12 protein-coding genes and 1 pseudogene are annotated in these 13,129 nt (G+C 38.8%); 4 read left to right on the top strand and 9 right to left on the bottom strand.

Annotated features, from left to right (window positions below; all coding sequences use genetic code 11):
• Nucleotides 1-275: 275 nt before the first annotated feature.
• Nucleotides 276-557 (bottom strand): hypothetical protein, encoded by a 282-nt coding sequence (locus tag AWH49_RS20545; protein WP_211268406.1) that lies wholly within the window; start codon nt 555-557, stop codon nt 276-278.
• A gap of 90 nt (nt 558-647) precedes the next feature.
• Between AWH49_RS20545 and AWH49_RS19535 the strand changes: the two genes are divergently transcribed.
• Nucleotides 648-1,034, top strand: coding sequence for a YmaF family protein (locus AWH49_RS19535; protein ID WP_082862891.1), 387 nt, complete (start codon nt 648-650; stop codon nt 1,032-1,034).
• A 278-nt stretch (nt 1,035-1,312) separates the two neighbouring features.
• Here the strand turns inward: AWH49_RS19535 and AWH49_RS15370 are convergent, their stop codons facing one another.
• The 3 genes from AWH49_RS15370 to ftsZ all read right to left on the bottom strand — a co-directional run bounded on the left by AWH49_RS15370 (nt 1,313) and on the right by ftsZ (nt 5,970).
• Nucleotides 1,313-2,860, bottom strand: coding sequence for a LysM peptidoglycan-binding domain-containing protein (locus tag AWH49_RS15370; protein ID WP_244886891.1), 1,548 nt, complete (start codon nt 2,858-2,860; stop codon nt 1,313-1,315).
• Nucleotides 2,861-3,218: 358 nt separating this feature from the next.
• Entirely contained in the window at nt 3,219-4,388 is a 1,170-nt protein-coding gene (locus AWH49_RS15365) for a DUF2325 domain-containing protein (protein WP_063966449.1), read from the bottom strand.
• A gap of 559 nt (nt 4,389-4,947) precedes the next feature.
• Entirely contained in the window at nt 4,948-5,970 is a 1,023-nt protein-coding gene (gene ftsZ / locus AWH49_RS15360; protein ID WP_063966448.1) for a cell division protein FtsZ, read from the bottom strand.
• Nucleotides 5,971-6,303: 333 nt separating this feature from the next.
• Here ftsZ and AWH49_RS21365 point away from each other — a divergent pair, with 333 nt between their 5' ends.
• Nucleotides 6,304-6,576, top strand: a complete 273-nt coding sequence (locus AWH49_RS21365; protein WP_063966447.1) for an IS3 family transposase — start codon at nt 6,304-6,306, stop codon at nt 6,574-6,576.
• Nucleotides 6,577-6,578: 2 nt separating this feature from the next.
• Here the strand turns inward: AWH49_RS21365 and AWH49_RS15350 are convergent, their stop codons facing one another.
• The 5 genes and pseudogenes from AWH49_RS15350 to AWH49_RS20165 all read right to left on the bottom strand — a co-directional run bounded on the left by AWH49_RS15350 (nt 6,579) and on the right by AWH49_RS20165 (nt 10,805).
• Complete coding sequence (locus AWH49_RS15350) at nt 6,579-7,661, bottom strand: hypothetical protein (RefSeq protein WP_063966446.1); 1,083 nt, start codon at nt 7,659-7,661, stop codon at nt 6,579-6,581.
• Nucleotides 7,662-7,749: 88 nt separating this feature from the next.
• Nucleotides 7,750-8,037 (bottom strand): annotated as a pseudogene (locus AWH49_RS15345) (ankyrin repeat domain-containing protein); the annotation flags it as partial.
• Between the two features lie 208 nt (nt 8,038-8,245).
• A complete protein-coding gene (locus AWH49_RS15340) occupies nt 8,246-8,932 on the bottom strand; it encodes a response regulator transcription factor (protein WP_063966445.1) in 687 nt (228 codons plus the stop codon).
• The gene (locus AWH49_RS15335; protein ID WP_063966444.1) at nt 8,929-10,377 is read right to left on the bottom strand and encodes a sensor histidine kinase; all 1,449 of its coding nucleotides are present in this window, start codon (nt 10,375-10,377) and stop codon (nt 8,929-8,931) included. Before AWH49_RS15335 ends, AWH49_RS15340 begins: the two co-directional genes overlap by 4 nt.
• 215 nt (nt 10,378-10,592) lie before the next feature.
• Nucleotides 10,593-10,805, bottom strand: coding sequence for a hypothetical protein (locus tag AWH49_RS20165; protein WP_157723752.1), 213 nt, complete (start codon nt 10,803-10,805; stop codon nt 10,593-10,595).
• A gap of 130 nt (nt 10,806-10,935) precedes the next feature.
• Here AWH49_RS20165 and AWH49_RS15330 point away from each other — a divergent pair, with 130 nt between their 5' ends.
• Complete coding sequence (locus tag AWH49_RS15330; protein ID WP_018393651.1) at nt 10,936-11,211, top strand: hypothetical protein; 276 nt, start codon at nt 10,936-10,938, stop codon at nt 11,209-11,211.
• 504 nt (nt 11,212-11,715) lie between these two features.
• Nucleotides 11,716-12,084 carry a hypothetical protein gene (locus AWH49_RS15325; protein WP_063966443.1) on the top strand — a complete coding sequence of 123 codons (369 nt, stop codon included), beginning with the start codon at nt 11,716-11,718 and terminating at the stop codon, nt 12,082-12,084.
• The last annotated feature ends 1,045 nt before the right edge of the window (nt 12,085-13,129 follow it).

The following is a 13,129-nucleotide window of genomic DNA, read 5'->3' as shown; positions in this document are numbered from 1 at the left end:
TCCTTATGTTTTTTAAGACTGATTATATTTCATTCGAAAATGATTGACAAGAAATACCTTTAGGCTATCGCCTAACCGACATTCATCTCCCCCTTATCATTGGGCTTCGCACTTCACACGATTGAAGAGGGAGTCTTCTGTCGGAAAATGATAAATGGTATGGCCAAATGAAAGAAGCGATAGCAGTATCAGCGGCTACCAAGCACTACAAGCCATTAAGGATCAAATTAGAAAAACAGCTTAAGACTTAATTTTTTTGTGTCCAGATTATTGACTTAAGTCCATCCCTTCTTTTTTAGTTGATATCTAAACTTTATCCTCCTTTGATAAAAAACGGTCTCATTTTGACGTGTTTCTTCTATCTTTATTTTGACTTTTATTATGAGTGGATAAGGGGAAGGGTCAAGCCAGCGTCTTAATTTGACCCATTTTAAACTCAAAAATACACCAGCTATATATAAAAGAACTAAGACAGTCATCGTTATCATAGATCTCTTTAGTCCCAATTGTTCATCCGACAAAGGATGGGCAATAATGTTTCCAATTAAAATCGCCATAATAAAATCGAGCACTCTTAAAGGAGGAATTCTTCGCCCTCATTTTCATAAAGTGTAGGAGAAGGATAAGAAAGGTGGCGAAAAACACATATGGAAATACCGGTTACTGGTTTGATTATGCATTCAGACGATTCAAATTCAGATTCTGGCCATTCTCACCATTTGTATATTACAACATGGAATGGCCGGCCCGTACCCGTCCATATCCATCATTTTTCAGGAGTGACCTCTTTTAATGAAGGACATCATCATCACTATGCTGGAACAACGGAACCTGCGCCTACCGGAGTACCCCATACTCATCGATACTTTACGGTTACTTCATTTGATGATGGACACAAACATGAAATCCGAGGATTGACTGGTCCTGCTATTCCATTACCTAATGGTGGACATTATCATACTTTTCAAGGGGTAACGACCGTTAACGGCTCTCATCCCCATTCCCATAAATATAGGGGCAACACCAGCACCTGAAGCAGATTTATAAATAAGCTGTCGGAAAGTACCAACCGTTTAAGCCCACATATTTTAAATATGTGGGCTTTTTAATACAACATAATGTCCTTATGCTGCATTAGATTATGTACTTTCTGTTTGTTTAGCCGCAAAAAGTAAAAAGCAACAACTGCTCTTAAAACCCATTGAATGGCCGTAAATGATTCCTGTTCATGAACAAAATCCATTAATCCATTATATTCACGTCCTTTATTTTAATCAAATGGATGTTTATATCGTCTCCTGTAAATCAATATTTATGAGAAAGTCTGAAAAAGCTCCCCCTGGCAGGAGAGCTTTTTTCCATGACCTTCTATGTTTACTTTTTGCCAGTGCGACGGATATTGGAATCTAACTTTGTAGACTGGGTTCGTATATGTCTTTCTCGATAAATCAAGAATCGGCAAAGGTGACCACTGCAGAGACATGATCCTAACTCCTTCGATAAGGCGAATGGGAACAGGGTGATGGAGATCAAGAACCCATATCTCACTGGCAAACTCCTGTTCCTTGCAGCCGGAAAGATAAGCGATTTTTCTACCATTTGGTGACCAGGTGACAGGTGTCGCAAAGCAATTGGAGATCGCCCCTATCCGATCATTTTCTCCTTGGCGTCCCACGGTTCTGATCTGCGAGAAAGATCCTCTGTCGTCAAAAGCAGTCGCGCTGTAAGCAATTTGCGAAGAGTTAGGAGACCATTCCGGGAAATAATTTTTGGCAAGCGGGCCTCCTTTCACTTCAAACACATTGCCTGTTGAGAGCTCTACGGTGTGAATGATCGAAATACTAGCACCAGGCGTTGTATAAAGCGCAAATGTTCCATCGGGAGATAGACGAGCATTATGGAGAGGACCGTCCGTGTTTTTTGTGATTGGCTGTTTACCTGTTCCGTCTGTTCGAATACGGAAAAGCTGACTTATACTCGATGCGTCTGGTGCTTGAAACAGCAGTTCCGTCCCGTTTGGAAACCATCCGACATCGGATGCACCAGGCTGCCGAATGCTTTGCTCTTCGTGTGATAGGACGTTATACAAAACCATGTGTTCCTGCTTCGTATAGGCTAATTGTTGGCTGTCCGGCGACCACCCCAAACCTAATTCCGCCCCTTCCTCCAACTGATCAATACGGGCTATTGAACCGGTAGTGATAAAAATAACGTAGAGAATTCTTTTCTTCCCTACAAAAGCGATTTTACGGCTGTCCGGCGACCATATCGGTTTCGAGAAAGAGTCGCCTAATTCGTTTGTTAGCTGCACATTCATTCCATTTTGAGGATGATATAACCAAATATCGTCATGTCCACCGCGATCCGATGTATACGCAATCAGCCCTCGATCACCAGGAGGGGCGTAAGGAATGACTAATTTCATTCCCGGAAAAATGGTCGAGGATGGAAGTCGGTTGACCTGCCGGATCAGCTCGTAATTACTTTGTCCTCCCGTTGTCACGTTATAGCGTCTGGCGATCTGAAACAGTGTATCGCCGGATTGCACGACATAGTAAGGGACACCAGGCGGAATATTCAGTAGCTGACCGGCCTGTATAACGTAAGGGGGCTGAAGCCGGTTTGCTTCAATGATCACGGTTGACGGTACTCCATAAATTTGAGAAATCCGATTGATCGAATCTCCCGGCTGTACGCGGTATGCATTGACACCAGGCGGAATCGACAGCTGTTGCCTCACAAAAATCGTGTAGGGAGGCGTCAAATTGCTTGCCGCAATAACGGATTCAACTGGAAGTTCCCATCGCCTCGCAATCTGGTACAATGTATCACCGGGACGAACCGTATAAAAAAATTGCATCTTTATCACTTCCCTCTAGTGAAATTATATTTCGGCACTGGATCACGAGATTTTACAGACAAAAACGGTCTTCACCTCTCTGCCCATACGTTATGCTATTCGTATGGGCAAGGTGAGATTCAACAATCGGATGGAAAGTGGATTTTATCTATTCTCCCAAAAATCAAAATAAAAAAGAGCCCCTCATCGGAGCCCAAAATAATGCGTACACACATACCAAATCCCCAAAATCACCACCGCAAAAAAAGCCAATCGGAATAATTTTTTCAGAAGCCATATTACGATCAGCACAACGAGCAGGACAATGAGCACTGTCCGCGTTATCATTAACAGTTCTAACACCTTATCACTCCTTCTTTCAAATGGTTTGAACGATAAAATTTTTCAATTGTCGTTCAAATCCGCTGACGCCTGTTGTGTTTACATATTCAAACGGAACATCGTATTTGGCTGCCGCTTCTTTCGTTTTATAATAAAGCGAATGGCCCGCAAAACCGTGCATAAAAAAAACGACGTCTGCCCGGCTTACTGCACCGTCGACAAGTGTCAAATCGGTTTCTGATACAAAGTTCATTTTCCCGTTGTATTTATGAACAACTTTTTGGAAATGGCGCACTTTTTCCCCACCGATGAATGCGACAACCGCACCACGTAAATCAAGAACAGGTTCCTCTTTCTGTCCATCTGTTTCACGTTTCAACGTGCGAATGACAAGCGCCTGCTGTTCCACTTTATCATTCAGTTGCATCACGACATCATGACATATATTGCACTCTTCTTGCAGCGTAGTCACTTCCTTCGTCGCCTCTTCCAAAAAAGAATCCAATTCACATTGTATGTCCTCTTTTTCCTTTTGCAACAAACGAACCTGTTCGGTCAATTTTGCTATTTCGCGGTCTTTCTCCCCATCATTTCGTTCGTCGTCTAGAAGGTTGGATGGGGCTGTATCTTGCGTCTTTTTAAAAGAAAAGACATCACTCGGAATATCACCGGCAAAGGTCAACAGGTCTGTTTGCAATTTCACATACTCGAGTGGGGCGTGTTTGATCAAGTCGCCCATCCAGTCTGGGCGCTGGTCGTTTAGTGCCGTGAACAATATGGATACAGGTGACGGTTCCGCTAACTCATCTGCCATCGTCTCCTCTTTTCGTAACGCGACCGCCGCTTCACGTACCGACGATGCAACAATTTGCTCGACGCGCGCGCGTACAGTCGACTTATGATAGTGCCTGTACAGCCGCTCCATCGCACCTGTGGTCCCTTTCTTTTTATCCTTATCTGTCAATTGAATACCGAACGAGCCGAGTACACCCGACCGTTCACTCGGCGTCATCTCGAACATACTCTGCTTAAATATAAATAACTTCACTGCGTCGAGTTCTTCCACCCGAAGCAGTTGCCAATACCTCTTTATCTCTTTTATGTAAACAGGATAATCCGCTCCACTGACGTCCACACCTTGCTCCTTATAGGTAATAAGCGTGTCCACCGTTTGTTTTAATTTTAAAAAGTTTTCGTCGTTCACCATTTCTTACTTCCTTTCAAAAAAACGCCCCGGACTTTGTCCGAAAGCGTTCAGAAATATAACTTAAGTAAGTTTATTTGTATTATTGTTTGTACCATGGTTGTCTCATGATATCTTCCGTTTTCAAAAAGTAATCTGTACAGGAGTATTGTACCATGCTGGAGACATGTTCTACAAACGATGATCGAGATAAAAACGATTAATCTGCATATCTCTATACAACCTACTCTTTCATTCTCTGCAGTTGATCCAACAAGCGCAAAATACAATGGAGCGAGCAAATAATGCGCTCAGTAATGCTATCCAAAACAGTGAACATCTGGAACCTATTAACAGACTTCAAGAGCAGTTGCACCAAAATAAAGAGCAATTACAGCAGTTGCAGCTGCTAAAGAATAAATAATCAAAAAAGATTCATTAAAATGGATTTCTCATTGATGATTCTTTGTTCAGTTGCTTACACTTCTACTGCACTATCGCTTGGTGGCCTCTATGTAATAAAATGGGTCGAGACCTATTCCATTACATAGAGGAATCACTTTCTTCATACAAAACCATCTGTTTAGGCTTGTGGCTGTGGTTTTGACATTTCTGCCGTTGAAGGATGGGAAGACGGTTTTAATGATGGCATCTCTTGATCATTGAAGCCAGTAGCAATAATGGTTACGATAATTTCATCGTTTAAGTTTTCATTAACGACAGAACCGAAAATCATGTTTAACTCGTAGTCTGAAGCAGATGCAATAACATTTGCTGCCTCTTGTACTTCATATAGACTTAAATTGGTGCCGCCTGTGAGTTTCATTAGCACACCTTGAGCTCCATCGATGGATGTGTTAAGTAACGGACTGGAAATGGCTCTCTTTGCAGCTTCAGCAGCGCGGTCTTTACCTGTTGCCCTGCCAATACCTATTAAAGCAGATCCTTTATTAGACATAATCGTTTTCACGTCAGCAAAATCAACGTTGATTAAACCTGGTACGGTAATTAAATCCGAAATACCTTGTATGCCTTGGCGAAGGATATGATCTGCTTCACGGAATGCTTCAAGCATGGGTACATGTTTATCGATAATCTCCAATAAGCGATCGTTTGGAATCACAATTAATGTGTCCACCGCTTCCTTCATTGAGGCAATTCCGCCCGCCGCTTGTGTTGCACGCTTACGGCCTTCAAACTTGAACGGACGTGTTACAACACCAATGGTTAATGCACCAAGCTCACGGGCAATTTGAGCAATAGCAGAGGCTGCCCCTGTTCCCGTACCGCCGCCCATTCCGGCTGTAACGATTACCATGTCTGCACCTTTTAATGCTTTTTGGAGCCTCTCTTTGCTTTCTTTAACTGCGTTTTTACCTACTTCTGGATTTGCACCTGCTCCTAAACCTCTTGTCAATGTTGCACCGATTTGTATCTTGATCTCTGCTTTTGATAAATTAAGAGCTTGTGCATCTGTATTAACAGCAATAAACTCTACGCCTTGAACTCCGTGCTCGATCATACGATTAACGGCGTTGTTTCCTCCGCCACCAACACCGATTACTTTAATAGTGACTAATGGGCCTACACTTGTATCAAACTCCATCTTATCGTTCCTCCTAGTTCATCGTAATTACCTTGTTTCAAACTATTCAAAGAAATATTTGAAGCATTAATTCATTTTATTCGAAATGTTTTTTCTTTTGTTTTGATTTAGCAGGTTGTTAGGAGACTGACTCTTTCTCAACAATTACTTCTTCATACTGGCTGACTTCACTTATATTAAATACGCTAAATGAGACTGTTCAAAAGCGTGAAGCAACTGAAATTCTTTTACACAGCGATCAAGGTTCTGTATATACGTCCTATGCCTATTTAAGATTTATCTAAAGAAAAAGGCATTGCCATTAGCAGTCCCTTAAAGGAAGCTGCTTTGACAATGCCTTTCATTGAATCCTTTCATTCCTCGCTAAAGTCGGAAGGATTCTACACCCTAAAAAGGGAATCTTTACTCTATTTTAAGGTAGTACAACTTATAAATCAATATATACATTATTATAATCAAATACGTATTCAGGAAAATGGTTCTGATGCAAAACATTTACTAAAAACAGAAGAATTATTTACCATACCCCTCTTTTCCATCTCAAAGACCTTAAATAATAAAAAAGGAAGAGATATGATGAATCGTCTCTCTTCCTTTTATTTCTAATTCTACTTAGCTATTAAAGATACATGATCTGCAGTTGCCCAATTGTTCATTGGTACTACTGTGTATTTGACGCCTGATTGCAATGTTTTGTCGTTCAGCACATCAAAGATTCCAACAGGTCCTTTACGGGAGGAGAAGCGGTATTGGGCTTCTATACTTCTGCCGTCATCACCTTTTAATTGCACTTTACGACCAGCAAATAACTCCATACCCGGATCTTTATCTACTGTTATTTGGAACGATTTGCTGTCGATTGCTTCTGCTGACTTGATTGTAAGAGGAGCAATCTCTTCAGCAGTAAAGGTTGGGCTCTTGATCGTTGCCCAATCAGATGTCACCGTATATTCTGTACCAGGCGTTAATATTTGCCCTTCTGGTAAACGGAATTTTGGCGCTTGTCTGCCATCTGCAGCTTGGGTAAACGGAACATAATTTGCTGTGATTTTTTCCCCTTTATCCGATGTCATTGTGACTACACGATCTCGTAAAGATGAGATCACTTGATATTGTTTTCCATTTTCATCTTTATTTTCGTTATCTACTTGAAAAGCCAAATCACCTCTATCAGCCCGATACGCTTCAATAATATTCGCATAATCGGTTACGCCATCTTCTTTAAAGGATTCAATTTCAAATGTATCGTTTGTAACCTGTTTGGTTTGACGTATATTGATTTTCTCCTTACTCGCTTCAAAGGACTGTTTTTCTTCACCTTTATAACTAACTGTATATGTGGTTCCTGGTTTTTGGATTGTCACGGGCACAATATAGGTACTTTCTGTACCCGTCTTTAATCGTGGAACGTTGACAATGCTCATATCATTATCAAATCCAAAGTTTTTCTTAATATTTTCCAAGTTTTCTGTATTTACATCTTCCTCAAGTAATGGCTCAGTAAATGTTATTTGTAATGTCATCATATTTAACGGCTGTAACTCCGTAATTTGTGCTTCGTTTTGTGTTTCTTTTTGAGGTTGTTCTTGCTTCTGTTCACTTTGGGTGTCTTGTGTGTTCGTGTTACATCCTGTTATAACTAATGTTAATCCGAGTAGTAAAGGTGATAATACTTTTGCTTTTTTGTTCATGTCGTCAGCTCCTAATTATTTAATTTTGTTTATTGATAATCATTTCAATAAAACCATGTGATTTCACTGATGAAGGCTTGTACGATGGTTATTTTGCTCCTGCTTTTAACAAAATTTGTTCAATCTCTTTAAAGCCTTTCTCACGTGCATATTGTAAAGGGGGCACATTATTATGATCAGATATGTTCACATCCGCCCCATGATCTATAAGCAATTGCACCGTTTGCTGCTGTTTTTCATTTCCATCATTCAAAATAATTGCTTCTAATAAAGCCGTCCAGCCTAGGTCATTTACATGATTAACATCGGTATCCGTGTTGGTAAGAAGTTCTTTAACAACATTCACATATCCATGTTCCGAAGCAGATGACATTGCTTGTTCCAAAAATTTTTGAGGTTCTATGAGAATTCCCCCCTTATAAATTTTCAGTTGGACTTTGTGATTCCGTCTAAAATGTATGTTAGTACTTAATCTTAAACTCCCTCTAAACAATTTCTTAAAAAAAGATAAACTTATTAATAAAAGTTCTTAATATTTATAAAAAAATCCCGCCACCTTTGTGACAGGACATGAGACACACTATTTAAACATTGAAGCGATATCCTGCACCCCAAACGGTTTCCAAAAATTTTGGATGTGCAGGATCTCTCTCGATTTTTTCACGTAATTTTCTGATATGGACAGTCACAGTTGAAACATCTGCAGCTGACTCCAACCCCCAAATACGTTCATAAAGCTGCTCTTTACTCAACACTTGATTAGGGTGCTTCACAAAAAACACTAACAAATCGAATTCCTTCGTAGTAAATGGAATTTCCTCTCCGCTAATATGAACTTTACGAGCCAACTTATCAATCGAAATCCCATGGACAAAAATGGTATTTATTATCGCTTGGCTTCCTGCTAAACGTTCATAACGTGCTAAATGCGCTTTCACTCTTGCTACTAGTTCACTTGGACTAAATGGCTTAGTAATATAATCGTCTGCCCCTAAACCGAGACCTCGAACTTTATCGATATCTTCCTTTTTGGCGGATACAAGCAAAATAGGAATGTTTTTAACAGCGCGTATTTGTTTGCATATATCAAATCCATTTACCCCTGGAAGCATAATATCCAGAATAATTAAATCATAATTTCCTTGAAGACCCTGTTGAAGTCCACCATCACCTGTATGTTGAATATCGACATAAAAATCATTAATTTCTAAATAATCTCTTTGCAATTCTGCAATGCTTACTTCGTCTTCAATAAGTAATATTTTTTTCATATTTTCTCACCTTTCTTTAAAGAAAAGAAGACACTTGTGCCTTTTCCTATCCCACTAGTAGCCCAAATATCCCCTCCATGCTCCCTGATAATTTGTTTTGCGATTGCAAGTCCTAATCCACTTCCTCCTGTCTGAGAATTTCTGGATTGTTCAGCACGGTAAAAGCGATCAAAAATGTAAGGTAAAGCGGAAGGTTCTATTCCGTGCCCATTATCTGTTATCTGTACAGTGACATCATTCATTCCTTCCTGTAGAGAAATGATAATGTTCTTTTGATCTTTATTCATATACTTCACACAATTGCTGATTAAGTTAGCCATTACTCTTTTTAATTTCTCTCTGTCTGCTGTCACATAAACAGGCTGATCCAGAAGATGAAGGTCAATCTGGATTCCTTTTTGAAGTAAATCGAGATAAAGTTCTTCAACGAAGTCTCTCATATAGTTATTCAGTTCGACAGTTTCAAAAGTAAAGGGCTCTTTTTTTAAATCCAGCTTTGAAAATAAAAACAGTTCATCAATTAATGAATCCATATCTCTTGCTTTTAAATATACAGTTGATAAATACTTGTCCATTTTCTGTGGAGTATTTGCCACACCGTCTTTGATTCCCTCAACATATCCAATAATCGAAGTAATGGGTGTCTTCAAATCATGCGAAATATTGGACAGAAGCTCTTTTCGATTTTCCTCGTACTGAAGCTGGAGATTTACAGACTCTTTTAATTTTATTCTCATCTCTTCAAACGTTTGATTCAATTGTCCGATTTCATCATTCGAAGTAGCCATGATTTCAAAATTTAAATCGCCTGATTTGATTCGTTCTGCACCTTCTTTAAGAATGGAAATAGGCCTAATGATACTTCTTGAAACTAAATAGTTCAAAAGTCCAATAATTATGATAAACAAAAAAAGCAACAGGCCCGATAAAATGGGAAACAACTCTCGGATCAACTCAGCATAGGAACTTGCCTTTGTCAATACAAAAATGCTTCCTTTGCTTTTATCTGAAAAATAAAAGTCAAACTTCACATACGTGAAAAAATTTTTTTCCATTTTTATCGTATCACGCGTATTAATGTTCGTTTCTTCAAATCCAGGAAGAGACTTAAGCAATGACTGCTTGTCAAGTGTTGGGGAAGCGTACACGACATTCGTATCTTTTCTAACGACAATTTCGATATCCTTCTGTTCAATCTTCTTCAGCTGCTCTTCGTTTAGAAGCTGCTCAGGATTATTTTTAGCCAATAGCTTTAAATCGAGAAACATACTTTCTTCTACTGTAGTTAATGGTTTTTGAACATACGATTTTTTGTAAAAATGCTCTATCGATTTTATATCGCCTGTAATCGTAAAAATAATTAAAAACCCAGCTACCAACAGTAAAGCGATAGAGATAAGTATCACTCCGACGTAAGACAACAAAAATCTCGTTTTAATCGATATGATTAATCACTCCTTATCCGCCTTTCACTCTGTTAGAAAATTTTTATTGATAATTAGCTTGTTCTTAAAGTTCGAAAATCTCGTTTACAAACCACACTTTCACATTTAGAGATCATTCGCTCATAAACTAAAAGAACCTTATCACACATATCTTAAAACTTTCTAAAATATTTATGAAAAATCCCTAAACAGCTTACAATAAACGACTTAAATGTTTATGAGTCAAACTGGACTTGAGTCAATAACTCGAACACATCGTACAGGCATCCTTTGCGGCTAAAAGACAGAATGATTTCTTGTTTTTCAAGCACCTGGCCAACATCTTTACTCGTGTATGGCAAGCCAAGATCCATATGCAAAATGAGGTCAGGCTCCATCTGTTGGACAGAAACAGCATTGTCTAAAGCATGTAAAACAAGTTCTGTCATCACGGGACGAAAGATAGAATGCCCAATAAATTTGTTGGAATGAATGTATAAAACTTATGAATAAAAAAGGGGCTGTTTTTGCATAGTAAGAGCGTACTACTATCAAAAAAATGATATGGAGGATTTTGCTATGGTGGACCACACGAAAGTGAGCTGGAAAAATGAAAATGTCATCTCTCAATTGCGTAATTCTGTAGATCATGTAACGACAGCCGTAGAACAAGCTCAATCGCATCCTACTCCGCAATTGATTCAACAAGCACAAAATGTGATGGATCGGGCAGATAATGCGCTCAATAATGCGCTCCAAAACAGTGAACATCTAGAACCCGTTAACAGGCTTCAAGAGCAGTTGAATCAAAATAAGGAGCGATTGCAGCAGGTGCAGCCGCTAGGGGATGAATGAAGAAAAAGGATTCTCTTACACCATTTGTATATATTTAGATAATCGTTTCTTTTCGTTTTTAATTCGTTATAAGTTAAGTTTAGTTACTATAAATAGGAAAAACAGCCAAGACTTTGTTAAAAAAGCGCTTGGCTGCTTATTTATTTCTGGCCGTTCGGCTAAAAATAGGTTCCTCTTTAAGAAGATCATGAGCACTCCGACCGTCCATATCATAAAATCAACTCCTGAGAATAGCCCCTATCATGATCATAAATGAGATAATAGCAATTGATTGAATAACTTCGTTTAGTTCCCTATTAATACCGGCCTATTCCAATAACTTAACGAAAAATCGATAAAAACGATTATGCAATTTTATTTTTAAAACACTTCCGTATAAGGAATTTTATACCTTTTCATAAAGGCTTTATTAAGCATTCCTGTTGATATTTCGTCTTTGTTTAAACTTTAAAACAACGGGTATGCTACATAATAATTCAGATTTAGATAAAGGAGGACATAGAAATGGATTTTAAATGGAAAAAGAAATTAATCGTTGGTGGAATGGCTGCTACATTAACACTTGGCGGACTAGCCGGGTGTGCAGATGGAAAAGATCAGGATAATGGAGTGGATGACGGTGAAGTCGATGATCAGTTAGATCCAGAAAACAACCCTGTCGATGAAGACAACGGTGTAAACGATGGCGTTGATCAAGATAATGGAATGGATGATGGCGAAGTCGATGATCAGCTCGATCCAGAAAACAATCCTCCGAATAAAAGCAACAATCCAGACGATGGACTCGATCAAAATAATGGGATTGGGGATGGTGAAATCGATGATCAGCTCGATCCAGATGTCAATGCTCCAGAAGGGGATAAGAAACAATAAATAAGCCTGTTTGACGTTTCATTGAAAAATTCCCCAAAAAGCTTTTATTTAAAATGCACAACGCTTCCAAATGGTGATTACCACCCCGGAAACGTTGCGCTTTTTTAAAAAAATCGAAAAGTTTTAAGATGAGAGAAATGGCATTTATCGTTATCCACATAGCTATTCAAAGGCATACATTTTTAACCATTTCACTGTCATTGTTGCCTGCTCCTTTTGAAAAGCGTTACTCGTATATGGACGTAGCATGATATCCCTGTTCAATAAATAATTCATACGCCTTATCTGTAACATTCCTTTTTTTCTTATTCATATCATCTGTACTCCTAATGAAAGAATCAAGACATCGAGTCCACAAATGTTTTCCTCAGACACGGATTTGGAGGTACAATGGAATAAGTCCTGGGCCTGCCATCGAAGCAACAAAGGACAAAACCACTTATGTAAAGTATTTGACTAAGCTGCAAAAAACATTTTCCCCCAATTGATCATACCCTTCACGGTGCTATTGATACGCCCGAGGTTAGGTCTGTCGTTCATCTTCACGGAGCAAATGGATCAAATGTAGACTGGAAAAGCGATGGTCATCCGGAGGCCTGGTATTCACTGATGACGCTTGTCCAGTAAAATGGAGACCATTCACTCCCATCATTTTAGGCTTTTGCTTAATCTATTTACAATAAAATCTGTTTTTTGAAAATTTATAATTTTAAGTATTTACAACAAAAAAATTTTTTTGTATGCTTAACAAACTATAGCTAATATATAAAAGTGGGTGATACTAACGGCAGGTGAAGTCATGCTTATGTATATGCTGGGTATTAGTTTGGTTTTAAAACTCTAGTATGAGTTAATCATTAAGCCCTCTTAAAATAAGATTCTATAGCAATGAAAGAGTTAATAAACATAATGAGTAAGGAAATAAGTGTAAACAACCTTATTATTCTGATCAGAATGAATAAGGTTGTTTATTTTCGTTACAGGGGGTCCCACTAACATTTTGACGTAAAATCCATGATAATACATTTATTAGCAGTTAAATAGG

The organism is Domibacillus aminovorans (genome assembly GCF_001643235.1).
Taxonomy (GTDB): domain Bacteria; phylum Bacillota; class Bacilli; order Bacillales; family Domibacillaceae; genus Domibacillus; species Domibacillus aminovorans.
The sequence above is the reverse complement of the archived record's forward strand: the minus strand, read 5'-3'. Positions and strand labels throughout refer to the sequence as shown.